The sequence below is a fragment of the Vreelandella zhuhanensis genome, from assembly GCF_009793355.1.
Classification (GTDB): domain Bacteria; phylum Pseudomonadota; class Gammaproteobacteria; order Pseudomonadales; family Halomonadaceae; genus Vreelandella; species Vreelandella zhuhanensis.
The window spans coordinates 308,327-334,330 of sequence record NZ_WTKP01000003.1 but is presented as its reverse complement, the minus strand read 5'-3'; the positions used below and the strand labels follow the sequence as shown (position 1 = coordinate 334,330).

The following is a 26,004-nucleotide window of genomic DNA, read 5'->3' as shown; positions in this document are numbered from 1 at the left end:
TGGCACTTATCTAAGCTTCAATAAGCCGCGCCCAAGCGTTAAGCCGCGCTCGAGCCACGCTTGAGAAAATTGGCCAGTAGCTCATGGCCCTGGTGGGTCAGGATCGATTCTGGATGAAACTGTACCCCCTCTATATCCAGCTCGCGGTGGCGCAACCCCATGATCAAGTCGGGCGTCACGTCCTCCTTGCTTGTCCAGGCAGTCACTTCCAGACAGCCAGGCAAGCTTTCTCTTGCCACCACTAGGGAGTGATAGCGCGTGACTTCCAAGGGGTTATCCAAGCCGGCAAACACCCCTGTACCGTCATGCTCGACGGCGGAAGTTTTACCATGCATGACCTGCGGCGCTCTAACCACCTCGCCGCCATACACCTGGCCAATCGCCTGATGACCCAGGCAAACGCCTAGAATCGGAAGCTTGCCGGCAAAATGCTTGATGGCCGCCATCGAGATACCCGCTTCATTGGGGGTGCAAGGCCCTGGTGAAATCACCAAATGGCTTGGCGCGATTGCCTCGATTTCTTCCACAGTGATTTCATCGTTACGATAGGTCAGCACCTCGGCGCCCAACTCCCCCAAGTACTGCACTATATTGAAGGTGAAGCTGTCGTAATTGTCGATCATCAAAACCTTTTTAGGCATAAGCTTTTGATTCCTATAGGCTTTGTTGTCTTGCGCGCATATGTTCACTCATAATCTCACTCACGATGCCATGAGTTGCGGTGCGGCAGGCGTTGGTATTGAGGCCGATTGTACCGTTTGGTGTGGTTGGGTGCTACGCTGCTATTCCGGGGTCGCACCAATGTGCGGGATGCGGGCGCACCACCCAGTGCAAACGATTGAAAATGTGTCTAGCCACGATAGTTTATTGATGCTGGTAAGAGCTCCGTGCAGTCTCTATCATCGTCAGCATTATCATGATTGCCGGGAGCGCGATATGCACAAGGTGCGCAGTTATGCAAAAGGCCTTATTTTTTCAAGTTTTTTTGCACTAAACATAGGGCTTATTACAAGCGTGTCGACGGCTTGGGCCGATAATCATACTCCCTTGGAAATCGTGGCCACTTTCTCTGTTCCCGCCGATTTGGTTGAACGTGTCGCGGGTGAGCACGGCAATGTCACCTCGCTCACCCCTCGCGGCGCCGAAGCACATGACTGGGAACTCACCCCCAGCAACTTCATGGCGTTGGAAGATGCCGATATCGTTTTCTATAATGGCTTCAATCTGGAACAGTGGATGTCTCAGGTCAGGGCCACCTTATCCGAAGACGTTCCCTTGGTGGAACTGGCCGCACAAGCCGATTATCCCACCTTGCCGATTATCACCGGCGACTACGAAGGTGAAACCGACCCGCATATGTGGATGGACCCACGTGCGGCTGCTGCCTATGTCAACGTGATTGCCGAATCACTTGCCGAGAAGCAACCCGCCCACGCCGATGCCTTTCATCAGCGTGCCGAAGACACCGTCAACGCCCTCTATGCCCTGCATCAGGAATTGACTGAATTACTCGGTACGATTTCCGACAACCAGCGTTTGCTGATCACCAGCGAAGCGGCATTTTCCTATTTTGCCGATGCCTATGGCTTTACTCATAACGGCATCTGGGGCACCAATAGCGAAACCGAAGGCACCCCAAGCCAGGTCATGCGTGTGATCGACCTGGTCAATACCCGTCAACCCAAGGCACTCTTCTGGGAGAGCACCATCTCCGATCGCCATGTCACTGCCATAGCCCGCGATACTCAGGTTGAGATAGCAGGACCGCTTTACGTCGATTCGCTAAGCTCCGATGAAGGGCCGGCAGCCGATTACTTTGCCTTGATGCGTCACAATGCAAAACTCTTGCGCGACACCCTTGGGGGAATCCAGGAGTGATTTCAGAGCCTGACTCGTCTGCAGTCGACATTCAGGGGGTCTACGCCGCCTATGACGGCCAGCCGGTACTGATGGATATCAACCTGCGACTGAAGGCCCATCAATGGACGGCCATCATCGGCCCCAACGGCGCCGGCAAATCGACCTTGTTTCATTTGCTGATCGGCAGCATGAAGCCTCTACGCGGCTCCATTCAGGTATTCGGCGGTTCCCTTTCCGAGCACCGCCGGGCCGGCACCATTGCTTATATGGCACAACGCGAAGCCATTGAATGGGATTTTCCGATCTCGGTAAAAGAAGCCGTGATGACCGCACGCTACGGTCTCATGCGCCAGGATACTGTCTGGCGTCGGCTATTGCCGCCTCGCTGGTCTGACCGGGCGCATCACCAGGCCGTTGAAGAGGCTCTGGAAGCAGTGAACATGTCGGATCTTGCCAGGCGCCCCATCGGCGCACTTTCCGGCGGACAGAAAAAACGCGTGTTGCTGGCGCGCGCTTTAGCGCAAAACGCCAAGGTACTGCTGCTGGATGAACCCCTGGCCGGGGTCGACCCAGTCAGTGAACGCTTGATTCTGAAGGTGTTGGCGCAACAACGCAGCGCCGGACGCACCATTCTCATGGTAACCCACGACCTGGTGGGAACACGCCAGCATGCCGACCATGTGGTTTTGATCAATCGCGGCGTGGTCGATCAAGGTATACCAGAGCAGATGTTGAGCGAACATATGCTGGCACGTATGGCTGTCGCCACCCCGCTGGATTTAGCCGAGGAGTGGCAATAATGCAAGCATTCGAGATGCTGGGCTTTTCCTTGGTCGAGCTGCTGATCAATGCCCTGATGGTAATCGTTGGCTGGCTTCCCGAATCACTGGCCGCGCCCTTTCAGTATGCCTTCATGCAACGCGCCCTACTGACCTCGATACTGGTCGGCGCGATATGCGGCATGCTTTCCTGCTTCGTGGTACTCAAGCGTTGGTCGTTGCTGGGGGATGCCATTTCCCATGCGGTTCTTCCAGGGGTGGCGATTGCCTATCTCCTGGGCTGGCCGTTTTTCGTCGGCGCCTTTATTACCGGCGCCCTGACCTCGTTGGGAATTGGTGCAATAGAACGTCACACCCGGATCAAGTCCGATGCCGCCATGGGCTTGATGTTCACTGCCGCTTTTGCTCTAGGCATCGTCATCATCAGCAAGATCGCCTCCAACACTCACCTGATGCATATCCTGTTCGGCAATGTGCTCGGGGTGCAGCCTTCCGCCTTGTTACTCACGCTATTTTCCGGCGTACTGGCAGTGGTCGTCGTGGCGCTGGCCTACCGCCCGCTGTTGCTCTATACCTTCGACCCACAACAGGCTCAGGCCTTGGGGTTCAATACCGGCTTGATTCATTACGGGCTGATCCTGCTTCTGACCCTGACCATCGTCGCCAGCCTGGAAACCGTGGGCATTATCCTGGTGGTGGCCATGCTGATCACACCGGGAGCCACGGCCCATCTGCTTACCGATCGTTTTGCCGTCATGCTGGGCTTGTCGGTGGGCGTCGGTGTGTTGTCGGCGGTCATCGGATTATCGCTTTCGGTGACGTTCGATGTGGCCTCGGGCGGCACAATCGTACTGGTAGCCACCACCCTGTTTCTGCTGGCCTTGCTGCTGTCGCCTTCTCATGGGCTTATCGCCCGGCAATGGCGACGCCAACGCTACAAGCACGGCTGACGCCACGACAGTTGCACTCCCTTCTTTCCGGCCTAGCCTCAGCTTTCGTCGAGGTTATCCAGGCCGCGTTCGGCCATGGCTACTGCACGGAAAATCGCCCGCCCCTTGTTCAGGGTTTCCTGCCACTCCATCTCGGGTACTGAATCGGCGACGATACCCGCGCCGGCCTGAACATGCAGCTGGCCATCCTTGATCACGGCAGTACGAATCGCAATGGCGGTGTCCATATTGCCGTGCCAGGAAAGATAACCCACGGCACCGGCATAAACCCCACGCTTGACCGGCTCGAGCTCATCGAGAATTTCCAGTGCCCGGATCTTGGGCGCACCGGATACCGTGCCCGCCGGAAAAGTGGCGCGCAGGGCATCCATTGCCGTCAGGCCCAGCTTGAGCTTGCCGGTGACGTTGGAAACGATATGCATCACATGCGAATATCGCTCGACGACCATTTGATCGGTCACTTCGACACTGCCGATCTCACTGATACGCCCCACGTCGTTGCGCCCCAGGTCGATCAACATCAGGTGCTCAGCGATTTCCTTGGGGTCGGCAAGCAAGTCCGCCTCCAGCGCCTTGTCTTCTTCTTCGTTTTTGCCGCGTTTACGGGTACCGGCGATGGGCCGCACGGTCACTTCATCACCCTCCAGGCGGGTAAGAATCTCCGGCGAGGAACCCACTACCTGATGATCATCAAGGTTGAAATAGAACATGTACGGCGAAGGGTTCAAGCTGCGCAATGCCCGATACAAATCCAGCGGCGAGGCCTGATAGGGAATCGACATGCGCTGAGACGGCACGCATTGCATGATGTCGCCTGCCAAGACGTATTCCTTGATCTTTTCCACTGCCGCCTTGAAGCCGCTTTCGGTAAACCCAGAGTTGAAATCGCTTTCCTGAACTGCACTACGGCCACTGCCACTGCTTTGCGGGTCGACGCGTGCTTCACGTAGGCGCGTTTCAAGTTGCTGCAAATGGGTCTGCGCCTGTGCCAAGGCTTGGGAATCGGCAGGGTCGGCGTGGGTCCACAGCGTCAAACGCCCGGAAAGGTTATCGAACACCACCAGGTCATTGCACACCATCAACAAGATATCCGGCACACCCAGGGGGTCGGGTTTTTCCACTCCCCGCAGGCGCGGTTCGATATAACGAATGGTCTCGTAGCCGAAGTAGCCCACCAAGCCACCATCAAAGCGTGGCTGATCATCCAGCTTGGGCACCTTGAAACGCGCCTGGAACTTCTCGATCCAGTCCAACGGATCTTCCACTTCGGTCACGCCCTGTGTTTCGCCGTCACGAATATGGTGAACCGTGAAACCGCGAACCTCGATACGCTCATGACTGGGCAGGCCAATGATCGAGTAACGCCCCCATTTTTCGCCACCTTGAACCGACTCCAGCAGGAAAGTCCAAGGCGTGTTGGCCAGCTTCAGGTAAGTGGAAAGCGGCGTATCCAGATCCGCCAGCACCTCTCGCGAAACCGGAATACGGTTATAGCCGGCGAGGCTGAGTTCTTGGAAGCGTTCCGGGGTCATCATCAAGCGGTCCTTGTTGCATGGGGAACAGGCGAAAGCAGCTGCTCCAGGGAGTCAAGCACCACATCAGGCTCACTGAGGCGGATAGGCTGTCCATGATTGTAGCCGTAAGGCACGGCCAATGTTGCAAAGCCCGCCGCCTTGCCGGCAGCGATGTCATGACGCGAGTCGCCTATCATCAAAGATTGCGCGGGCAAAATACCAAAATGCTCGGCGCAATGGGTAAGCGGCAGCGGGTCGGGCTTCTTGCGCGACAGGGAGTCGCCACCCAGGCACAGCGAGAAATGCTCGGCCAAATCGAAATGAGTGAGGATCGGCTCGATGAAACGCTCGGGCTTGTTGGTCACCAGCACCAAGTGCAAGGGAAGCCTAGCCAGGGCGTCCAGCGTCGTCTTGACCCCGGGGTACAAAAGCGTCCGGGCAAAAGGCGCGAAGCCATAATGGTAAAGAAAATCGCGGTGGCCCTGCTCGCACTGGCCAGGCGTCGGCGTTTTGCCCAGTGCCCAGTTCAAGGCGCGCTCCATCAATACCCAGGAACCATTGCCCACCCAGTCGCGCACTTCTTCCTCCTGCGGCTCGGGCAGTGCTTGCTCGCGCAGCGCCTTGCTCACTGCCACCGCCAGGTCGGGCACGGAATCGACCAGGGTGCCATCGAGATCGAATGCCAACAGGCGCTTTTCGTCCAGTATTGGATGCATATCTTCTCTCTTTATCACGACCTCTTTATTACGGTCTCTTTATACCTGCTCTCTTTAGCCTTGCGCCAATTGCTCACGCATCTGCCGGATGACGCTGTCGTAGCCATGGGGGTCACTGGATTGGTGCGCCTTGAAAATTGCTGAACCGGCAACAAAGGTATCAGCGCCCGCACGAGCGATTTCCACGATGTTATCCGCTTTGACGCCGCCATCCACTTCCAGACGGATGTCCCGCCCCGAGGCGTCGATACGCGCCCGCGCCTCGCGCACCTTGTCCAAGGTGGCTGGAATGAAACTCTGGCCGCCGAAACCCGGATTGACACTCATCAGTAGAATCATGTCGACCTTGTCCATGACGTAATCCAGGTACGAAAGCGGCGTCGCCGGGTTGAATACCAGGCCGGATTTGCAGCCGCCTTCGCGAATCAATTGTAGCGAGCGGTCGATATGTTCGGAGCCTTCCGGATGAAAGGTAATATAGGTGGCTCCGGCATCGATAAAATCGCCGATCAGACGATCCACCGGTTTGACCATCAGATGCACATCGACAGGCGCCGTCACGCCATGTTTGCGCAACGCCTCACATACCATCGGGCCGATGGTCAGGTTGGGGACGTAGTGGTTGTCCATGACATCGAAATGCACGATATCAGCCCCTGAGGCCAGGACGTTATCCACTTCCTCCCCCAGCCGGGCAAAATCGGCGGAGAGAATCGAGGGAGCTATCAGGAAATCGCGTGACGTTGCGGTCATGGTGTCATCCAGAATAAAGCAGCGGAAAAATGAAGTAGCGAAGCACAACAGGCCGGCATTTTACCAGAGCAAGCGACACTGCACAGGCGTTCTGCACACTCCCAAGGCACACCTATATTTCAAAAAAGAATAACAAACAGGATTGTAATTCCATAATAACAGGGCTACCCTTTTTCTCAATTAAATCCTGACCGCCCAACAATTAGTCAGGTTTACCGAACAAGGAGTACCCCATGACATTTCCTCTCTATTTGCGGCGCAGCGTTCTTGCTCTTGCTCTGGGTGTCGGCGTTTCCACCCCGGCGCTTGCTCAAGACCGCGAGATGCTGAACTCCTCTTACGACATTGCGCGTGAACTGTTTTCCGCCATCAACCCTGAATTCGAGGCTTGGTGGCAGGAAAACGAAGGAGAGGACGTTCTCATCCAGCAGTCTCACGGCGGCTCTTCCGCGCAAGCACGCGCCATCATGCAGGGCCTGCGTGCCGACGTCGTCACTTTCAATCAGGTAACCGACGTTCAGGTGCTGGCCGACGCCGGCCTGGTCGCTGAGGACTGGCAGAGCCAATTCGACAACAATGCCTCACCGTATTATTCCACCACCGCCTTTCTGGTGCGCAAGGACAATCCCAAGGGTATCGAAAACTGGGATGATCTGGTGCGTGAAGACGTCGACATCGTGTTTCCCAATCCCAAGACATCCGGCAACGGCCGCTATACCTACTTGGCGGCATGGGGCTTTGCCGAGGATCAGTTCGATGGCGACGAACAACAGATCCATGATTTCATGCGCACCTTCCTGGGTAATGTTTCAGTGTTCGATACCGGCGGTCGCGGGGCTACCACCAGCTTTATCGAGCGTGGTATCGGCGATGTGCTGATCAGTTTCGAGTCCGAGGTCAATAACATTCGCGGCGAGTACGGCACGGAAGATTATGAAGTCATCGTGCCGCCGGTAAGCATTCTGGCCGAATTCCCGGTCGCCGTGGTGGAAGAACACGCCGAACGCAACGGTAATATGGACCTTGCCCGAAGCTACTTGGAATATCTCTATAGAGAAGACACCCAGCGTTTGCTCGCCGGTTTCAACTATCGGATTCACCATGAAGACGTCGTCGCCGAATTCGCTGATCAATTTCCGGCAACCAAACTTCTGGAAGTGGAAAATGTCTTCGGCAGCTGGAATGAGGCCATGGAAACTCACTTCGCAGGGGGCGCTCTCCTTGACCAGCTTCAGCGTCGGTAACCTCAACGCATGAAACTTAATGCTTTAAAATCAAGCGCCCTAAAACCCAACGCCCTGTTTCGCTCCGGCAGCACCCGTGTGCTGCCGGGGTTCGGCCTTTCCATGGGCATCAGCGTCACCTTCATTTCGTTGGTGCTGCTATTACCCATGACCGGTCTGTTCGGGCAGCTGGCTGGCCTCAGCCTGGCGCAATACTGGGCCATCATCACCGAAGGCCGAGTGGTGGCAAGCTATATGGTGACGATCGGCGCTGCTGCCGTGGCGGCGTTGATCAATGCTGTGTTCGGCTTGTTGCTGGCCTGGGTGCTGGTACGCTACAGCTTTCCCGGCAAGCGGCTTCTCGATGCGCTGATGGATCTGCCCTTCGCCCTACCCACAGCAGTTGCCGGCATTACCCTGGCCACCCTTTATGCCAGCAATGGCTGGATGGGCCGCTTGCTGGAACCGTTAGGGTTCCAGGTCGCCTATACCTGGGTGGGGATCGCCCTGGCCATGGCCTTTACCAGTATTCCGTTTGTAGTGCGTACGGTGCAGCCGGTATTGGAAGACATGCCGATAGAGGTAGATGAGGCGGCCATGTCGCTGGGCGCAACCGACGGTGTCGCCTTTCGTCGAGTCATCCTGCCGCATCTTTGGCCGGCACTGGTCACCGGCACCGGCCTGGCATTCGTACGCTCTTTGGGCGAGTTCGGAGCGATCATCTTCATTGCCGGCAACATGCCCTATGAAACCGAGATCACCGCCTTGATGATTTTCGTCAAATTGCAGGAATACGATTATGCCGGGGCTTCGGCGATCGCCTCGGTGGTGTTGTTCGTGTCACTTGCGCTACTGCTAGCCATCAACATCTGGCAAGGGCGCTTCATACGGCGCCTGCATGGAGGAAAAGGCTGATGAGACGCATTGGTGATGCTCCGACTGTCCGGCGCCTATTGATCGGTGCCGCCCTGTGTCTTGCCGCGCTATTTCTGCTGTTGCCGTTGGTGGCGATCTTCGCCCAAGCATTCGCCCAGGGCGTGGAGGTGTTCTGGGACAATGTCAGCAACGAATATACCCTGTCCGCCATCGGCCTGACCTTGTTCGTTGCTGTGCTGACGATCCCTGTCTGCCTGGTATTCGGTGTGGCCCTGGCATGGCTGGTCACTCGCTTCAGCTTTCCGGGGCGACGGATACTGCAGACCTTGATCGATATCCCCTTCGCTGTATCGCCGGTCGTGGCAGGCTTGATTTATCTTCTGCTATACGGGCGTACCGGCTGGCTGGGCGCCTGGCTAGATAACTATGACATTCAATTGATGTTCGCCTGGCCAGGCATCGTCATGGTGACTATCTTCGTGACCTGCCCTTTCGTGGCCCGGGAACTGATCCCCCTGATGCAGGCCCAAGGTTCCAAGGAAGAAGAAGCGGCAGTGGTACTCGGCGCTTCAGGCTGGACCACGTTTCGGCGTATCACCCTGCCCAACATTCGCTGGGCACTGCTGTATGGCGTGATACTCACCAACGCTCGCGCCGTAGGCGAATTCGGTGCGGTATCGGTGGTTTCCGGCGCCATTCGTGGCCAGACGAACACCTTGCCGCTGCACTTGGAACAGCTTTACCAGGATTATAATGCCGTGGGGGCTTTTGCCTGCGCAGCTTTGCTGGCCTTGATCGCCTTGTTGACTCTGGCAGCCAAGGCAGGGCTTGAATGGCGCGCATCGCGCCGGGAGGCATTTTTATGAGTATTCGTCTTCAGCAGATTTCCAAGCATTTCGGTAATACCCGAGCGCTGGAGCCGGTCAACCTGGACATTCACGAAGGTGAACTGGTCGGTCTGTTGGGTCCCTCCGGCTCGGGTAAAACCACCCTGCTGCGTATCATTGCCGGGCTGGAAAGTGCTGACACCCATCCCCGCTCGGGCAAGATCCTGTTCGGCGACCGGGATGTAACCCATGTGCATGTGCGTGACCGGCGTATCGGATTCGTCTTTCAGCATTACGCCTTGTTTAGGCACATGAGCGTCTACGAAAACGTGGCCTTCGGTTTGAAAGTCATGCCGCGCAACCGGCGTCCCAGTACCGGCGAGATTCGCACAAGAGTGTTTCGCTTGCTGGAAATGGTCAAATTGGAAGACTTCGCCAACCGATTTCCCGCCCAGCTTTCTGGTGGGCAGCAACAGCGCGTCTCGCTTGCCCGCGCCTTGGCAGTCAAGCCGGACGTTCTCCTGCTGGATGAGCCGTTCGGGGCCCTCGATGCCAAAGTGCGCCAGGACTTGCGCCGCTGGTTGCGTCGTCTGCATGATGAGCTCAACTTCACCAGCGTGTTCGTCACCCATGATCAGGAAGAAGCACTGGAGCTTTCCGACCGGGTGGTAGTGATGAGCAACGGCAAGATCGAACAGATCGATACCCCGGAAACGCTTTATCGGCATCCGGCTAACCGCTTTGTGTTCGAGTTCCTGGGGGATGTCAATCACTTGGAAGGCAAGGTGCAGAACGGCATTCTGACCTGCGGCGATGCACGCCTGGACGTGGATTTACCCGATGGCCACGAAGAGCTACTGCTTCGTCCCCATGAACTCAGGTTGATCGAAACACCCACTGCGCATGCCCATTTACCGGTGACGGTTACCGCTACCGTTCCGGTGGGCGCTGAAGTCCGTGTCGAGTTGGAAGCCGATTGGCTGGCCAACCCCTGGCTTGCCACCATCAGGCACGCTGACTTCGAGCGCCTGGGGTTAACCCGAGGCCAACGGCTTTATGTCGAACCGCGTCGCTGGCATCGCTTTGCCCAGCAATCACCCAGCTTTTCCCCTTCACCCAGCACGGCATGAGCATTTGCCTGGGGCAAGGCGCGCGCTATACTCGCCGAGGTTTTTATATTGCTTTTGCCTTGCCTCAGGGAGCGCCACCATGCTGCAGCGTCATTTCTTTCATGGATTTATTATCTTGCTGGTCAGCCTTTGGCTGGCCGGCTGTGCCAGTCCTCATTACTTGCAACTTAGCCCCCAACGTTCCGCCAGTGTTCCCCAGGTAGGCCAAGGCCAGAAAGTCACGGTAATCGCTCAGGATGGGCGCGACAGCGACATCATCGGCAATCGTACCGGTAGTGGCATGTCGTCGGCGCATATCACCGTGAGTAGCCATGAGCTGATTCCGCACCTTCAGAAAGAGGCCGAACGTGCGGTGCGTGACATGGGTTTCACGCCAACGCAGGAGCCCGCCGAGGGCCGCCCGAGACTTGTGCTGGTGCTTGATAACCTGGCCTATGTTCACGGTGACAGCGGCCAGGCATTGATCGATGAAGCACGCCTGGAAGCGGTATTTCGTGCCGAAGCCAGCCATCAGGGCACTACCTATATCGGCACTTACACCTCACGCCGCACCCAGGGCTATGCGATCAAACCCGATCGTGACAGCAACACCCGCATGCTCAATGACTTGCTCAGTGATGGGCTGGACCGCGTCTTCGGAGACCCGGAGCTAGCCAGACTTCTGGCGCGCTAGTCAGTCCCGCGGACCGCGACGCTCGAGCGCCCATACCGACTCGGCTCTGCCCATGGCATCCGAGGCACTGTCCTCCAGATGGGTCAGGCGAAAGTTGGGAGAAAAAACCTCTTGAATTTCTTGCGCCGGCACGCTGAAAGGTGGGCCGGCGCTGGACTTTTCGTGGGTCAGACTTATCAGCAGCCCTTTCGCCCCGGGCGGAACCAATTGAGCCAGATGAAAGGCATAACGCTGGCGTCCGGCCGGTGGCAGGGCAATCAAGGAGGCGCGGTCATAAAACGCCCCGATTTCAGCGGCCTGTTGAATATGCAGATGAAAGAAATCACCGCACCACAACTCAATGCTACTTTGGCGCGATATATCAAACCCAGCCTGGCGATAACGTGACACTTCGCCTTGACGCTGGGCCAGAAACTGTTCAATGGCTTCCGGCACCAACTCGATGCCCAGGACCGGATAGCCATGCTGAGCCAACCAGCGCATATCCAGACTTTTGCCACACAGCGGCACCAGCACCTTGGTTTCGGGAGGCACTTCCAGTTGCGGCCAGTAGCGCTCCAGAGCGGGATGGACATCATTCAAATGAAATCCAATCCGTCCTTCCCGCCAGCGCGTCATCCATTCGAGGCTCATGCTCTAGAACCAACGGTCACGTTTTTTACGCCGACGCGGCAAATGCGGCACGATCAAGCCCACTAACAGCCCCGCCCCGGCGACACTGCCGCCGTACATGAAGTAACGCATCAACAAATCTTCTTCCTGGGTATCGAGTCGCGCTTGAAGCGCTCGCATCTGTTGGCGCGACTGTTCCGTTTCGCTGTCCAGCTCATTGTTGCGCACTTCAAGCTCGGCAATTCGCTGTTCACGAACTTCCAGGGTATGGGTCATGGAGGCGACTCGCTGCTCCCACGTCTCGTTGATTCCTTCAAGCTCGGCACTCAATGCTTCGACCCGCGCCTCCAATACCGGCAATTGCTCACCAGCACTGGGCGTTTCCTGCAATTCCTTGCTCAGTACCCAAACGGTGTCACCCTCGCTATTTTCCACTCGGGTGTAGTCACCACTGGTTTCCAGCACTTCTACCGGCTCACCTGCGGTGAGTGTCCCGATGATCCGATAGCCATCGGTTGGGCCGCTGCGCACATAAGTGGTCAGCTCTTCAGAAACCCAAGCGTTACCCTCCGCTTGCTGAGCCAGCATCATCAGACTGGTGGCACCCAGCAGCATACCCACCGCGAGACGCGAAAAAGGGGGATGAGATAAATTTACTCGCATTTGACCCTGTCCTGAATTGTAAACACTTACCTGCCCATGACTTCTGCCCGCTCCATTCGCCCAAAAAAGGCTCACTCACCTCGTGGAGGCAAGGGGAACGGACGGGGAAATTCAGCGATGCTTGATTCACTTTTTACCGCCCTGAGAGGCCCTTCACGCTCCACTTCGTCAATACGCACGATAGCGTTCAGCGGCAGGTAACTGCGCTTGACGCCTTCGAAGGTACGTTGGAGTTTCTCTGTGGCAGTATCCACTACCAGGCGACCGGGATCTTCAAACACAAACTCCTCGACCTCTATAAAGCCCCAGAGTTCGCTTTGAAAGATCTCCCTGACGTATAAATCCCAAATTTCACCCTGTTGGTGCACTACGACACGATAGATCGGCTTGGCCGCCATCTTGGCCCGTTCCTCTTGCGCTGAATGATGTCACTGGAAATTGATAATACCTGCGACTAGATTATCACATTCACTTCCTGAAACCTCGAGGGTTACGGTGTCCATCCGTGCTTTTCGACAGCATTGCGTTAGCTGTACGAGCAATGACAACGCTAGCCAGCGCATGCAACTCTCGTCTACGGTAGATAGGGCCGGTGCGGTGTGTAAAATAGAGCACCGGCCTCAACCCCTTCACCAATAACGGAGTCATCATTAATGCAAAAGGATCCAAACAAGGGTTATATCGCCCTGCTAGGCTGGAGCCTGAACGCCATCGAAGCGGCGGAAAATTTTGACCGGCGTTACATTGTGGTGGCCCCCGATTGGGCGGAAGACTATTGCCAGAAACATGATATCCCCTACGTGCCCTGGAACTTCGAGCGTTTGAACGACCGCTCGATCGAAATCGCCGAAACGCTGAAGGAAAAAGGCGTTGACGTGGCCATTCCGCTGTATGAAGAAACCGTGGAATGGGCCGGTGCGATCAACTCCGTGCTGCTGGATAACCCCCGCATCTACGGCCAGTCGCTGCTGTTGCGCGACAAGGCCTTGATGAAACGTCGGGCGCAGCTGGGCGGTATCCGTGTGGGCATTTTCGAAGAAGCCCACGACAAGGAAGATGTGGTGCGTTTCCTAAAGCGCGTCAACCAGACGCTGCTCAAGCTCGATGGCGATCCCAACGACCCGATTCACCTTAAAGCGTTTGACAAGGCCGGCTGCCTTGGTCACCGCGTTATCCGCACCCCGGATGAAGTCGATACCATTCCCGACGAGGAATTCCCGGTGCTGATGGAGTCGCACCTGGATGGTTGGGAATTCGCCGTGGAAGCCTGGGTCCACAAGGGCAAGATCGTCTTTCTGAACATTTCCGAATACGTGACGCTGGGATATTCAGTGTTCGTTCCCGCCTCGCCGGAGCTGGAAAAATACCGCGAACAGATCACCCAGCAGATCGAGAAGCTGATCAAGGCATTCGACATCGAGTTCGGCCTGATCCATCCCGAGTACTTTGTCACCAGCGATGGTGAGATGTACTTCGGGGAAGTGGCCTATCGTCCGCCCGGCTTCAAGGTATTCGAGCTACTGGAAAAGGTCTATGGCTTCAATGCCTACCAGGCCTCCATGCTGGTATTTGATCCCAAGAGCACCTCAGAAGAAGTCGCGGCCTTTTTCCCCAAGGAAGTCGTAGATGCTGATGGCTTCGCCGGTTGCTTTGGGGTGTATCCTCGCCGCCGCGTGGTAAGCCGCCTGGAGATTCCCGAGGAGACCGAAGACCACCCTTACTTCGAGTCGCATGAGCTGACCGCGCCCATGGAAGAAACGGTGACCAAGCGTACTGCTTTCGGCACTCACTGGGGGCTTATTTACTTCAAGGGCGACGATGCGCATACCCTGCGTGACTTACTGAAACATCAGGAAGAGCTCGACTTCTATGTATAATCCCAGGCAATCGCCGGGATAAGGAGTCTTTGTGACTACTGATAATAGTGTATCGCCACCAAGCAATGAGAAACTGACCGGCCTGTTGGCCAAGCTTGATGACGCCGTGCGCCTGCTTTTGCAGGCGCCAGCCTTTTCCAAGCCCGGAAAACTGCCTCGCGTGCTGGATACCGCTCGCCGTGTATTGCTTCAGGAGAGCGGAGCGGCCGCTATCGAGCAACGTGCCCAAGCACTGGAGGCAGCCGGTGTGTTCGCTGGCTCCGACTGGGAAACGCCCCAGTATCTGGTACCCAGCCTCACCCCTCATGCATTGAAAAGCGCTGACCCCAATGTGGTGGTCATCGAATCCCTGAGCGAGCTGCGCCTGCTGGCGGTTGCCAAGGGGGAATACATTCATGACCAGATTTCCGCCGAGCATGCCCACCACTACCTGACCCAGACCATGGCGATCAATCTGTGGCTGCTGTTCAGCACTCCCAGCGAAGCCGAGCGTGAAACGCAGGGGCGCCTGGCAATTATTCCACGCCATTTGTTTCAGCACCTCGCCGAGCGAATCGGTTATGAACACGTCATCGATCAACTGATCGAGGAAATCTGGCGGATTCTCAAACAACGTCCGATCCAGGTCGATTCGATCAAGCAAATGATCATGCAGATAGCCCTGTGCCAAGCCAACCCGGAAATCGATCTGGGAAGCAGCGGTCAGGGAGCCGACCGCCTGGTTAGTTCCCTGTTCGGCCCGACCCAGGCATGCCGTGAAGACCCCGGACTCGATGTGTATCGCGAACGACTGGAACATATGGATCAAGCCTCACTCCAGGCCGAGGCGACCGGCTTTGCTCGCGCCATGCACGATACCGGCCTGGTTTCGCCCTACCATCCGGTACTGTTGCGCCATTTGCTCGAAGAAAATGACAACCTGGTGGCCGAAACGCTAGGGCTCTCCTCCACCGGGCGCGATTGCCTGATGTGCTATCGGGAGTTGGTCCATGCCTTGATTCGAGGCGGTGTCTATCCGGCCACGTCCCAGGCACTGTATGGACTTTCCTTAATGTTGGAACGCGGCATTCTTTATCAGCCGCCGGTTGCCCCCGCCATGTGGCGCCAACTCGGGCTGGTACTTTCCGAATGGTCCGAAGCCCGCTTGACCCTGACTTACGGCGACAGCGCTTCACCACGGGCACGTTTGCTGGAAGGCGTGGTTTGCATGTTGGGCATGCCGCTGGGGGTCGGGCAAGGCAACAACCCCACCTGTCAGTCGGCGCGCGCACTTTCCATGTGGGCCTACAACGACCCGGATTACCTGTTGCAGATGGTGGCTTGGGCCGCACGCGATGACGAGATCATCATGCACTTCGAAGGCCAGCCGATTTCCTCAATGGCCAGCCTTTCCGGGGTAGCCACCGAACTGCCCATGGACCTTGATCCGGTGTCACTGTTGGTGGTACCGCACCTAGATCGGATTTATGCCGAAATGGGTAGACGTTGCGTGGGACGTGAAGGTGACCCGCACCGCTGGGTCAACCCGGAATTCCACGGCTGGTGGTCGGGCCGTGGCTTTCGCATCAATGTGGATGTCGCCACCGGCAACCTCTTCGAGGTGGACGATTTCTTGCGGCATTTCTACGCCAGCTACCATCCCTACTACAATGGCAACCAGCCCCTGATTCACCCCCAACCCGCCGGCATTGCGTTTACCGATAGCGCCGCCCGCTTCATTGGCTGGCACGCTATCACCATCTTGCGTATCACTCTTGACCCGCGCGAGGTGATGCGTGTGTATTTCTACAATCCCAACAACGATAGTGGCCAGGATTGGGGAGATGAGGTCAAGGTGGGTACCGCCGGCAGCGGCGAACGCTTCGGTGAGGCATCACTGCCCATCGAGCAGTTTGCCTCGCGCTTGTACATCTTCCATTACGACCCTTTGGAGCGAGGCGATCTTGCCAAAGTGTCGGATACCGAACTGGAAAACGTAAAAGGCTACTTGTTCCGCAGTTGGGGTGCGTCACGCATACCGCCCACGGACCTTCAAGCCACTCAAGCCCCGGTCAAATAACACCATTGTTCCAGCATGCCAACGCCGTCGACTGGATGGCGGCGATGGCATGACAACCAGACCCTCCCGATAGCTACGCCTTACAATGAAACGCTATACTGGCGGCTTACTCCTCACGGAATTTTTACATGCTCCGACTTGACCAGCTGCTGCTCAGCCAAGGGCTGGCGCGCTCACGCACCCGCGCTCAGCGCTTGATTCGTCATGGGCGGGTGTCGTTGATGGAAGATGGCAGAGTGCTGTGCAAGCCTGGTGAAAAGCTTGCTGAAACCACTGAGCTGTGTGTCGAGGACGACCCCGAAGAACGCTATGTTTCGCGCGCGGGTTTAAAACTCGAAGCCGTGCTGGAAGCATTGGCGCTGCGCCTGGAAGGCCAGTGCGTGCTGGATATCGGTCAGTCCACCGGAGGTTTTACCGACTGTGCCCTACACTATGGCGCCGCACGGGTGGTGGGCATTGAAGTCGGCCACGGTCAGCTTGATGAGCGCTTGCGCGGCGATTCACGCGTGGAATGCCTGGAAGGCATCAACGCACGCTATTTGAGCCAGTCCGAAAGAGTCATCACGGCACTTCAAGCCCAGCCCCCCAGTATCGTGGTGATGGACGTATCGTTCATTTCACAAACCCTGATTCTTGCAGAAATCGCCAGCGTACTTGAATTCGGTGGACAGCTTGTGTCACTGGTGAAACCCCAGTTTGAACTGGGGCCGGATGCCGTCGATACGCGGGGTCTCGTCCGCGATGCCAGCCGTTACCCCGAGGTGCAGCAGCGCATCCAGACCGCCTGCGAAATGTGCGGTTTCGAAGTACTGCATTGGCAGGAAAGCCCGATTACCGGCAGCGACGGTAACCGGGAATTTCTACTGCATGCCTGTTTACGCTGAATGGATGCTTTCCAGTTCCCCATATTGACGACGTTGCGTCACTCGAAATTGAAGCTGTACAGGCCATAACTCAAAAAGCGCCAGTTCTGCAACCTTAAACCCAATTTCTCCGTCCATTTTGTAGTCTTCGCTGACAATCAATTTCTGCATATCGCCGATGATCAGGCGTGTGGTAAGTGTAGCGAAAGACAGCACCACCGTTCAGGGCACCCGCCATTTCCGACATCCCGCAAACGATGCTCTGGACAGACGCCCGCGTATCGACCTCAAATTGACGCAGCCCGGCGGGGATCGCAATCTCACCATGGCCTTGTCCCGTAGCACCCCGATCCGATGCTGGGCGCGCGCCTGTCGCTCATCAACACCTGCGGCCATGTCCGGCGCGTCCGCCATCTGCGCCAGAATGTCGACGACTTCCTTCACGTTCAGGATGTCCAACCTCGATGCCGTCCTCAAGCGGAACACCTGCAGTTCCAGGTCGGATGCCCGAGGGTTCTCGCAGCCTGGCGCACCAACCGAGGCACTGGTCGGAAATTCAGCGCCAGCGCCGAATTACTGAGAGAATCGCGATTTTCAAGCTATTATTTACACCATATGCCACTGCTGTTTACTCGTGCAATAGCCCGGAACCGGACAAGCGTTGTATTGTCGAACCAAGGCTTGTGCTTGGCAATCACACGGAAGTTGACTTGCTCATATGGCATCATGGAAACCGCCTTCCGTTTTTCTTTTTTTACCCTTCTCTTTTTTCTCATGGATTATTGCCATGCTCGTCGAAAACCCATGTATTAAAAACCCATGTAGTGATGAATTGTCTTCTGGAAAAATGGTGGATGTAAAAGAAGGTGCTAGAAAATGCTTGGTCACGGTTGCCCTCATGGCTGCTGGCATGCTCCCTTTGAGTGCATCAGCCGAAAACGATACACAGGACATCGATGCGCGCATCAGGGCCCTCAGTGCTGAGCTATTCGAGCTTCAACAACAACGGCGAGAGATTACCGACTCGACAAATCAGCAAGAAGCCCCCGAAACGCTCCCCGAGGCGGCCGCTTTCCAGGACCTCAATGAACGTCGCCACCTTGAGCAAGAATCAAGCCGTAATCCGTTTTCGATCACCACCCATCGGGCAAACTACCTCTTCCCGGTTAGCTACAACGTGAACCCCAATCGCGAGGCATTTCGCCAATTATCGTCAGAGGCGAGCCCGGACAAGGCGGAAATAAAGTTTCAGTTCAGCACTAAAGTCAACTTGATCGAAGGACTTTTCGGTGACCATGGTGATCTTTACTTCGCATACACCCAACGCAGCTGGTGGCAAGCCTACAATACCGATGCCTCCTCGCCGTTTCGCGAAACCAATTACGAGCCGGAAATCTTCATCGATTTCGACAATGCCTGGAATGCTTTCGGCTGGGTCAACACTCGCAATCGGATCGCCCTGAACCACCAGTCCAATGGCCGTTCACAAGAGCTTTCACGCAGTTGGAATCGGCTGTATTTGGAGACTACCTTGCAGCGTGGCGATTGGGCGTTGACCTTGGCGCCTCATTGGCGCATACCGGAATCTGAAAGTGAGGATGACAACCCCGATATCGACCGCTACCTAGGCTATGGTGATATCCGGCTGAGTAAACGCCTTAACGATAACCATGAAGTCAGTACTCAATTGCGCGGCAATCCCAGCGCTGGCAATATCGGCACTCAGCTGGATTACAGCTGGCCGGCATTCAATAGTCTGCGCGCCCATATACAGTACTATTACGGTTATGGAGAAAGCCTGGTCGATTATGATCATCGCGTACACCGCCTAAGCTTGGGAGTCAGTCTAAATCCCGTTTTCAGTGCCAGCGGCTTCAATCGTTAATAATTGATAGGTAACTTGTGTCCCGGCCTACGGCTGCTATGCTGGTTATGTCACCTAACCGTTAGAGGAAAATCTGAATGGCTAAACATTCCACGGAAACACCAACAAGCACGGATCAGCTAAAACAGGATTTGCGTTACCTGAGTGAGACAGTGGAAGAACTGGTTAACGCCACTGCCAAGGATGCCTCCGGCGAAATGCGTGAAATGCGTGATCGTGCCGAGAAGCGCTTGAAGGAAACACGTTCGCGGCTTGAGTCGCGTGGCGAACATATCTATGACAACGCGCGTCAGAACATTAACTATCAGGCAGATGCCTGCGACCGTTATGTGCGCGACCACCCTTGGACCAGTATTGGTATCGGTGCTGCCGCCGGTATGATCATTGGTATGTTGCTCGGGCGGCGCTGATGGCACTGGGCCCTACCCAACGGGTATTCGAAGCCGCCAAGCGCTTACTGAAAACGCTTCTCTCCGGAGGAGAAACACGGTTACGCCTGGCGGTTCTTGAGCTTGAGGAAGAGCGTTCCCGCCTGCTGTCTCTACTGCTATTGGCAGGCGCCAGCTTGGTGCTTCTCTTGCTGGGTATCGCCACCTTAACGACGCTGGTCGTGGTTATCTTCTGGGATAGCTACCGTCTCATCGCGATTGCCGGTAGTGCTGGCGTGCTACTTGCATTGAGCGGCATTCTCGCACTTCTTGCCGGCAAACAAGCTCGCACCCATACCCTGCTCAAGGAAACCTTGAACCAATTGGCGGCTGACCGAAACCTGCTGGAAGCGGATGCTCATGATGACAAATCGAGACGCTAACCCTTCTTCTCCGACTCGCCAGGAGCGTAAAGAGGCGCTGCTGACGCTGCTCGAGCAGCAGCGTATCGACCTTCTAGTAGAAAGTGAGCGTTTTCTGCGTGCTGGCCAATCTTTCGACAACGGTCTCAAGCGCTTGAAAACGCCGCTCTACATGGCGGGTGGCCTAGTGGCTTGGCACAGCCTGCGCCACCCCTATCGAATGTTGCACAACGCCAAGCGCCTCTTGGCGGGGTATGTCGTGGTGCGCAAGTTTCGGCAATACCTTAAATAGTACTTAAATAGAGTTGCCGCAGGCCACCCCACTTGCCCAGGCCCACTGAAAGTTGTATCCACCCAGTTCGCCGGTAACATCCAGCACTTCACCGATAAAGCGCAGCTGGGGCAAGACCTTGACTTCGAATGTTCGCGAAGAAATTGCATCCGTATCCACGCCGCCCAATGTTACCTCCGCCGTGCGCCAGCCTTCCGTGCCGGAGGGTTTTATCTGCCAATGATTAAGCCGTTCGGCCCACGCCTGTAGAGTGGCGTTGGAGCATTCCGCCAAGGTGCCACCCGCCAGGTTGGGTTCGGGATACCAGTCAAGCAACGCTTGAGCCAAACGTTTTGGAAAGCGTTCCCCCAGCCAGGTAGCCAATTGCTGCTTGGGTGCCTCTCTGCGTGCCAAACATAACTGTTCGAAAACGCTTTCGCCGGGCAATAGGTCTATTTCGAGTGACTCACCCGGTTGCCAGACGCTGGAAATCTGTAACATGGCAGGTCCTGAAAGCCCTCGGTGCGTGAACAGCAGCGGTTCTTCGAAACGCTTACCTTGGCAACTGACGGCTACCGGCAGGCTGAGCCCCGAAAGCGCGGCGGCGCGCGCTTTCCAAGGGTCGCTCAAGGTAAATGGCACCAGGCCGGGGCGCGTGGGCGTCACCTCGATGCCGAACTGGCGGGCGATATCATAGCCGAAGCCGCTGGCGCCCATGCTCGGAATCGATAGCCCACCGCTGGCCACCACCACCGCACCTGCATCCACCTTGCCGGACGACGTTACCAGGCGCATGCCCTCGCCTTGGCGCTCGACGCGATCAATCCGGGTTTTCAACTGAACCGTAACGCCCGCCCATTCGCATTCGGTAAGCAGCAAGGCAACGATTTCCTTTGCCGAGGTTGCGCAGAACAACTGGCCCGGGGCCTTTTCTACGTACTCGACGCCGTGTCGCTCCACCAGCTCGACGAAGTGTTCCGGGCGGTAGCGTTTCAGAGCGGAGATACAGAAAGACGGATTGGCCGAGGTGAAGTGTTTTGGCGTCGTGGCGAGATTGGTAAAATTACAGCGCCCACCCCCCGACATCAAAATCTTCTTGCCGGCTCTATTGGCATGGTCGACTACCAGCACTCGGCGCCCGGCATAGCCGGCTGTCAGTGCACACATCAGCCCTGCGGCACCGGCGCCGACCACCACCACGTCATAGGTCATGAAATGCTGGCTCATAAAATGTCAGCTCATTAAAGCGATCATCCATTATCAAAACGGCTCCAGAGGGCAAGATAGAAGACAGTTATTCTAACAGCTAACCTTGGTCTTCCAGCAATCGAGACGGCAACCCTTACGTGCTTGAAGGGCATTCCTATGGTATACAGAAGCTATACACAGCATGAACCAGAATAGCATGTCGCCTATTTTGTAATGCGTCACCGGCACACTTTTCAGACTCACTTGCTTTAAGAGATACCTCCATGCCCTTCCCCTTTCGTGGTTTTTTTCTTGCCGGGCTACTGACACTGCTGCTCATCTCTTCCGTGCAAGCCCAGTCCGTACCGACGGTCATAGGCGCCCGCGCGACACCCGAACCCTGGTCGGACCCGATCGAGGCACTAGGCACCCTGCGCGCTGACGAGAGCATTACCCTTTCCGCCACGCTTACCGAAATCATCGCTCAGATCAATTTTAGCGACGGTGAACAGGTGGAAGCCGGACAGCTTTTGATCAAGCTGGAAGACAACGAAGAACAGGCGCAACTGCGCGTCGCTCAGGCAATTCGCGATGAACGGCGCAATGCCTTGAACCGGGCGTCACAACTGTTGGAGCGCAACCTGGCGCCGCGTGCGGAGGTGGAAGATACCCAGGCGCGGCTACGCCAAGCCGAGGCGGAAATCCAGGCGTTGCAGGCACGCCTTGCCAACTACCGGCTGCTAGCACCGTTCAGCGGGCGCGTCGGGTTTCGTAATATCAGTACCGGCGCTCTGGTCACCCCGGGCATGGCGCTTGTCACCCTGGACAAGCTCGACATCATGAAACTGGATTTCGCGGTGCCGGAAGTCTTTCTGGACGTTCTCGAACCCGGTTTGATCCTCACTGCCAACAGTGCCGCTTTTCCCGGCTATACCTTTCAAGGGGAAATCGCCACCATCGGGAGCCGAGTGGACCCCATCTCGCGCAGCATGAACGTGCGCGCCGAATTGCAGAACCCTGAGATGCGCCTGCGCCCCGGCATGCTGATGGAAGTCGTGGTGCGACGCCGCCCACGCCAAGCGATCGTCATTCCCGAAGCCGCCCTGATTCCCGAAGGGGAGCGCCACTTCGTTCTGGTGATTCACGAAGAGGAAGAGAATCGCATCGAAAGGCGTCAGGTCCAGATTGGCCAACGCCGCCCGGGCGATGTCGAGGTGCTTGAAGGGATCAACGAGGGTGAACTTGTCGTCAGCCACGGCGTACAGCACAGCCGCGAAGGCGATAATGTCCAACTGCTAGGCATCGCCAACGACGAAACCTCGGTGCGTGAGCTTCTCGAATCGCGTCGCGAACAGGGAGACAGCTGATGCGCTTGTCGGATATCTCCGTTCAACGCCCGGTACTCGCCATGGTATTGGCGGCCCTGATTGTCGCCTTCGGTCTGCTGGCTTTGAATCGGCTGCCATTGCAGGAATACCCTTCCATCGACCCACCCGTCGTCAGCATCGACACGCGCTATCCGGGTGCCTCCGCCAGTGTCGTGGAAACCCGCATCACGCAACTGCTCGAAGACCGGATTGCCGGTGTGGCAGGCATCGAGGTGATTTCCTCCTCCAGCCAGGATGGTCGTTCAAGTATCAATGTCGAGTTCTCCCTGGAAATGGACATCGACGCCGCCGCCAACGATATCCGTGACCGCATCTCCGGCTCCCTGGATAACCTGCCCGTGGAAGCGGAACCGCCCGAGGTACAGAAGGCCGACTCCAGCTCGGAAGTGGTGGTATGGCTGAGCCTGTCGGGGGAAGGCTACGGCATGGCCGAACTCACCGATTACGCCAACCGCTACCTGGTGGATCGTTTTTCGGTACAGCCCGGTGTGGCCCAGGTAAGAGTGGGTGGCGGGCGTGACTATGCGATGCGCATCTGGCTAGATGCCAATGCCTTGGCCGCTCGCAACCTCTCGGCAAGTGACGTGGAAGCCGCCCTGCGCAGTGAAAACGTCGAGCTACCCGGAGGCGCCATCGAGTCGCAGGACCGCCAGTTCATCGTGCGCCTGCCGCGCAGTTTTTCCACCCCGGAAGACTTTCGCCGCCTGGCCATCGTCCAGAGTGAAGACGGTTATCTGGTTCGGCTCGGCGAAGTGGCAAGGGTCGAGATAGGCGCCGTGGAAGAACGCACCATCTTTCGCGGCAACGGCCTGCCCATGGTGGGGCTGGGCATGATGAAACAGTCCACCGCCAACGTGCTCGAGCTTTCACAAGGCGTGAAGGCCGAAATGGAACGCCTGCAGCCCACCCTGCCCCAAGGCATGACCCTGGGGTTGAATTTCGATGCCTCGGTGTTCGTTTCCGGGGCAATTTCCCAGGTGGTGCAGACGCTGTTCATTGCCATGGGGCTCGTCGTGGTGGCGATCTTTGTCTTTCTGGGCAACCTGCGCACCACCCTGATTCCCGCCGTGACCGTGCCTATCGCCTTGATCGGCACCTTCGCCGCCCTGGGTGTGATGAATTTTTCGATCAATCTTTTGACCTTGCTGGCACTGGTGCTGGCCATCGGCCTGATCGTCGACGACGCGATTGTGGTGCTGGAGAACATTCACCGGCGCATGCACGACTATGGCGAAACACCCCTGGTCGCCGCCTTTCGCGGTACTCGCCAGATCGCCTTCGCCGTCATCGCCACCACCCTGGTACTGATCGCCGTGTTCATTCCCTTGAGCATGCTCCAGGGGGATATCGGCCGGCTGTTCTCCGAATTCGCCTTGACCCTGGCGGCGGCGGTGGCCATTTCCAGTGTGCTGGCGTTGTCGCTTACTCCGATGATGGCTTCCAAGATTCTCAAGCCGAACATGCATGAAGGTCGTATCGCCCATGCCGTTCAGCGGGGGCTGGAGCGCTCACGCGCTATCTATCGTGCCATGCTGTTGCGGGTACTCAAGGCGCGGCTGCTGGTGATTGCGGTCTTCGTCGGGTTGATCGGCGGCATGCTATGGCTCAATGGCCAACTACCCAACGAATATACCCCTCAAGAAGATCGCGGCAATTTCTTCGTGATCGTCAACGGCCCCCCCGGCGCCACCTATGACTACATGCTCGACTACATGGACGAGATCGAGGCTCGGCTACTGCCCATGGTGGATTCCGGCGAAATCGAGCGCGCCGTGGTACGCGCCCCGCGCGGCTGGGGCAATATCGAGAACTTCAATAGCGGTTTCGTGATTATCGGCCTGGCCGACTGGGGAGAACGACGCTCGGCCTGGGCGATCATGGCCGATATCCGCACCTTGCTCAGCGATCTTCCGGGGATTCGCGCCTTTCCGGTAATGCGCCAAGGCTTCGGCCAGCGAGTGGAAAAACCCGTGCAGTACGTACTCGGAGGCGGCACTTATGCCCAGCTCGCCGAATGGCGCGATACCCTGCTTGAACATATCCGCGAAGACAATCCTCGCCTGACCGGGCTGGACAGCGATTACGAAGAAAACCAGCCCCAGCTGCGCGTGGACATCGACTATAACCGAGCCGCCTCGCTGGGGGTCACCGTCAGCGAGATCGGCCGCACCCTGGAAACCTTGCTAGGGGGACGCACCGTCACGCGCTATGTGGATGACGGCGAAGAATACGATGTCATCCTGGAGGGCGAGCCTAACGCTCGCCCCAGCCCGCGCTCACTGGACAGTTTGCAGGTGCGCTCCCAACGCAGCGGCGAGCTGATTCCGCTGGCAAGCCTGGTCACCCTGACCGACTTCGCCGGACCGAGCACCCTCAACCGCTTCAATCGCCTGCGCGCAATCACCATCGAAGCCGATCTGGCCGACGGCTATCCTCTGGGAGAAGCAATGGCCTACCTGGATGCCAGCGTTGCCCAGGTACTGCCGGCGGAAGTCCAGACCGACGTCAAGGGCGCCTCCCGCGATTACCTTGAAGCCAGCGGGGCGACGGGCTTTTTGCTGGGACTTGGCATTCTGGTGGTATTTCTGGTGCTGGCCGCTCAGTTTGAAAGCTTTATCCATCCGCTGGTCATCATGTTCACCGTCCCGCTGGCGATCTTCGGCGCCTTGCTAGGGCTGTATGTCACCGGACAATCGCTGAATATCTATAGTCAGGTGGGGCTGGTCATGTTGGTCGGCCTTGCGGCCAAGAACGGCATATTGATCGTCGAGTTTGCCAACCAGCTTCGTGATGAAGGATTGGCTTTTCAGGAAGCATTGATGCAAGCCGCAGTGACACGCCTGAGGCCGATCGTGATGACCGCGGTGACCACCATGGCCGGCGCGGTACCGCTGATCATTTCCAGCGGTGCGGGTGCTGAAACGCGTCTGGTGATTGGTACCGTCATCATCGCCGGAGTAGGCGCCGCCACGCTGTTCACGCTGTTTGTGGTACCTGTGGCATACGACCTGCTGGCGCGACATACCGGATCTCCCGGAGCGGTCAAACGTCAGCTGGACGAGGAAATAGCCAAGATCCCCTAATAACACAGGGCCGCCCTCGGGCGA

At 57.1% G+C, this 26,004-nt stretch carries 27 protein-coding genes; 17 read left to right on the top strand and 10 right to left on the bottom strand.

All coding sequences use genetic code 11. The features are described 5' to 3' along the window. Window positions 1-38 precede the first annotated feature (38 nt). A complete protein-coding gene (locus GPM19_RS05870; protein ID WP_160417935.1) occupies window positions 39-641 on the bottom strand; it encodes an anthranilate synthase component II in 603 nt (200 codons plus the stop codon). A gap of 373 nt (window positions 642-1,014) precedes the next feature. Here GPM19_RS05870 and GPM19_RS05865 point away from each other — a divergent pair, with 373 nt between their 5' ends. From GPM19_RS05865 to GPM19_RS05855, 3 genes are read left to right on the top strand one after another with little or no spacing between them, the layout of a single operon-like run. Continuing rightward, window positions 1,015-1,878: a metal ABC transporter solute-binding protein, Zn/Mn family gene (locus GPM19_RS05865; protein WP_319928096.1), complete on the top strand. Its 864-nt coding sequence runs from the start codon at window positions 1,015-1,017 to the stop codon at window positions 1,876-1,878. Beyond that, on the top strand, window positions 1,875-2,660 hold the full coding sequence (locus GPM19_RS05860) for a metal ABC transporter ATP-binding protein (RefSeq protein WP_319928095.1): 786 nt from the start codon (window positions 1,875-1,877) through the stop codon (window positions 2,658-2,660). The genes GPM19_RS05865 and GPM19_RS05860 overlap by 4 nt, the downstream gene beginning before the upstream one ends. Further along, window positions 2,660-3,589, top strand: coding sequence for a metal ABC transporter permease (locus GPM19_RS05855; RefSeq protein WP_160417933.1), 930 nt, complete (start codon window positions 2,660-2,662; stop codon window positions 3,587-3,589). Before GPM19_RS05860 ends, GPM19_RS05855 begins: the two co-directional genes overlap by 1 nt. Window positions 3,590-3,627: 38 nt before the next feature. Here the strand turns inward: GPM19_RS05855 and trpE are convergent, their stop codons facing one another. Genes trpE through rpe form a run of 3 tightly spaced genes read right to left on the bottom strand, consistent with a single transcriptional unit; the run spans window position 3,628 to window position 6,572 of the window. After that, entirely contained in the window at window positions 3,628-5,121 is a 1,494-nt protein-coding gene (gene trpE, locus GPM19_RS05850; RefSeq protein ID WP_160418015.1) for an anthranilate synthase component I, read from the bottom strand. Window positions 5,122-5,123: 2 nt separating this feature from the next. After that, the gene (locus GPM19_RS05845) at window positions 5,124-5,819 is read right to left on the bottom strand and encodes a phosphoglycolate phosphatase (protein ID WP_160417932.1); all 696 of its coding nucleotides are present in this window, start codon (window positions 5,817-5,819) and stop codon (window positions 5,124-5,126) included. Window positions 5,820-5,873: 54 nt separating this feature from the next. Beyond that, on the bottom strand, window positions 5,874-6,572 hold the full coding sequence (gene rpe, locus GPM19_RS05840; protein ID WP_160417931.1) for a ribulose-phosphate 3-epimerase: 699 nt from the start codon (window positions 6,570-6,572) through the stop codon (window positions 5,874-5,876). Between the two features lie 233 nt (window positions 6,573-6,805). Here rpe and cysP point away from each other — a divergent pair, with 233 nt between their 5' ends. The 5 genes from cysP (at window position 6,806) to GPM19_RS05815 (ending at window position 11,301) form a co-directional block, all read left to right on the top strand. After that, the gene (gene cysP, locus GPM19_RS05835) at window positions 6,806-7,816 is read left to right on the top strand and encodes a thiosulfate ABC transporter substrate-binding protein CysP (protein WP_160417930.1); all 1,011 of its coding nucleotides are present in this window, start codon (window positions 6,806-6,808) and stop codon (window positions 7,814-7,816) included. Between the two features lie 9 nt (window positions 7,817-7,825). Beyond that, the gene (cysT, locus tag GPM19_RS05830) at window positions 7,826-8,710 is read left to right on the top strand and encodes a sulfate ABC transporter permease subunit CysT (protein WP_160417929.1); all 885 of its coding nucleotides are present in this window, start codon (window positions 7,826-7,828) and stop codon (window positions 8,708-8,710) included. Continuing rightward, a complete protein-coding gene (gene cysW, locus GPM19_RS05825; protein ID WP_160417928.1) occupies window positions 8,710-9,537 on the top strand; it encodes a sulfate ABC transporter permease subunit CysW in 828 nt (275 codons plus the stop codon). Before cysT ends, cysW begins: the two co-directional genes overlap by 1 nt. After that, window positions 9,534-10,628: a sulfate/molybdate ABC transporter ATP-binding protein gene (locus tag GPM19_RS05820; protein WP_160417927.1), complete on the top strand. Its 1,095-nt coding sequence runs from the start codon at window positions 9,534-9,536 to the stop codon at window positions 10,626-10,628. Before cysW ends, GPM19_RS05820 begins: the two co-directional genes overlap by 4 nt. Window positions 10,629-10,707: 79 nt before the next feature. Further along, on the top strand, window positions 10,708-11,301 hold the full coding sequence (locus tag GPM19_RS05815; protein ID WP_160417926.1) for a YajG family lipoprotein: 594 nt from the start codon (window positions 10,708-10,710) through the stop codon (window positions 11,299-11,301). Here the strand turns inward: GPM19_RS05815 and tmpT are convergent, their stop codons facing one another. The 3 genes from tmpT to GPM19_RS05800 form a co-directional block, all read right to left on the bottom strand. After that, window positions 11,302-11,934, bottom strand: coding sequence for a thiopurine S-methyltransferase (tmpT, locus tag GPM19_RS05810; protein ID WP_160417925.1), 633 nt, complete (start codon window positions 11,932-11,934; stop codon window positions 11,302-11,304). Between the two features lie 3 nt (window positions 11,935-11,937). Beyond that, entirely contained in the window at window positions 11,938-12,576 is a 639-nt protein-coding gene (locus GPM19_RS05805) for a TIGR04211 family SH3 domain-containing protein (protein WP_202114709.1), read from the bottom strand. Between the two features lie 71 nt (window positions 12,577-12,647). Continuing rightward, window positions 12,648-12,974 carry a DUF1820 family protein gene (locus tag GPM19_RS05800; protein ID WP_160417924.1) on the bottom strand — a complete coding sequence of 109 codons (327 nt, stop codon included), beginning with the start codon at window positions 12,972-12,974 and terminating at the stop codon, window positions 12,648-12,650. 255 nt (window positions 12,975-13,229) lie between these two features. On the opposite strand from GPM19_RS05800, the gene GPM19_RS05795 reads away from it, so the two are divergent. The 3 genes from GPM19_RS05795 (at window position 13,230) to GPM19_RS05785 (ending at window position 17,396) form a co-directional block, all read left to right on the top strand. Continuing rightward, window positions 13,230-14,453: an ATP-grasp domain-containing protein gene (locus GPM19_RS05795; protein ID WP_160417923.1), complete on the top strand. Its 1,224-nt coding sequence runs from the start codon at window positions 13,230-13,232 to the stop codon at window positions 14,451-14,453. Between the two features lie 31 nt (window positions 14,454-14,484). Then, window positions 14,485-16,512 carry a hypothetical protein gene (locus tag GPM19_RS05790; RefSeq protein WP_160417922.1) on the top strand — a complete coding sequence of 676 codons (2,028 nt, stop codon included), beginning with the start codon at window positions 14,485-14,487 and terminating at the stop codon, window positions 16,510-16,512. Window positions 16,513-16,640: 128 nt separating this feature from the next. After that, window positions 16,641-17,396: a TlyA family RNA methyltransferase gene (locus GPM19_RS05785; RefSeq protein WP_160417921.1), complete on the top strand. Its 756-nt coding sequence runs from the start codon at window positions 16,641-16,643 to the stop codon at window positions 17,394-17,396. Here the strand turns inward: GPM19_RS05785 and GPM19_RS05780 are convergent. Beyond that, a complete protein-coding gene (locus tag GPM19_RS05780) occupies window positions 17,388-17,594 on the bottom strand; it encodes a hypothetical protein (RefSeq protein ID WP_160417920.1) in 207 nt (68 codons plus the stop codon). The genes GPM19_RS05785 and GPM19_RS05780 overlap by 9 nt on opposite strands. Window positions 17,595-18,089: 495 nt before the next feature. Continuing rightward, entirely contained in the window at window positions 18,090-18,263 is a 174-nt protein-coding gene (locus GPM19_RS15210) for a hypothetical protein (RefSeq protein WP_202114728.1), read from the bottom strand. A gap of 22 nt (window positions 18,264-18,285) precedes the next feature. On the opposite strand from GPM19_RS15210, the gene GPM19_RS05775 reads away from it, so the two are divergent. The 4 genes from GPM19_RS05775 (at window position 18,286) to GPM19_RS05760 (ending at window position 20,342) form a co-directional block, all read left to right on the top strand. Next, window positions 18,286-19,260, top strand: a complete 975-nt coding sequence (locus tag GPM19_RS05775; RefSeq protein ID WP_227842181.1) for a phospholipase A — start codon at window positions 18,286-18,288, stop codon at window positions 19,258-19,260. Window positions 19,261-19,337: 77 nt separating this feature from the next. Next, window positions 19,338-19,670, top strand: coding sequence for an ElaB/YgaM/YqjD family protein (locus tag GPM19_RS05770; RefSeq protein ID WP_160417918.1), 333 nt, complete (start codon window positions 19,338-19,340; stop codon window positions 19,668-19,670). Then, entirely contained in the window at window positions 19,670-20,071 is a 402-nt protein-coding gene (locus GPM19_RS05765) for a phage holin family protein (protein WP_160417917.1), read from the top strand. The genes GPM19_RS05770 and GPM19_RS05765 overlap by 1 nt, the downstream gene beginning before the upstream one ends. Then, a complete protein-coding gene (locus GPM19_RS05760; RefSeq protein ID WP_227842179.1) occupies window positions 20,049-20,342 on the top strand; it encodes a YqjK family protein in 294 nt (97 codons plus the stop codon). Before GPM19_RS05765 ends, GPM19_RS05760 begins: the two co-directional genes overlap by 23 nt. A 3-nt stretch (window positions 20,343-20,345) precedes the next feature. On the opposite strand, the gene GPM19_RS05755 is transcribed toward GPM19_RS05760, so the two are convergent. Then, window positions 20,346-21,533, bottom strand: coding sequence for a BaiN/RdsA family NAD(P)/FAD-dependent oxidoreductase (locus tag GPM19_RS05755; RefSeq protein WP_160418012.1), 1,188 nt, complete (start codon window positions 21,531-21,533; stop codon window positions 20,346-20,348). A 260-nt stretch (window positions 21,534-21,793) separates the two neighbouring features. On the opposite strand from GPM19_RS05755, the gene GPM19_RS05750 reads away from it, so the two are divergent. Both GPM19_RS05750 and GPM19_RS05745 read left to right on the top strand, forming a co-directional pair. Beyond that, entirely contained in the window at window positions 21,794-22,876 is a 1,083-nt protein-coding gene (locus GPM19_RS05750; protein ID WP_160417916.1) for an efflux RND transporter periplasmic adaptor subunit, read from the top strand. Then, window positions 22,876-25,980: an efflux RND transporter permease subunit gene (locus tag GPM19_RS05745; protein WP_160417915.1), complete on the top strand. Its 3,105-nt coding sequence runs from the start codon at window positions 22,876-22,878 to the stop codon at window positions 25,978-25,980. The genes GPM19_RS05750 and GPM19_RS05745 overlap by 1 nt, the downstream gene beginning before the upstream one ends. Window positions 25,981-26,004 lie beyond the last annotated feature (24 nt).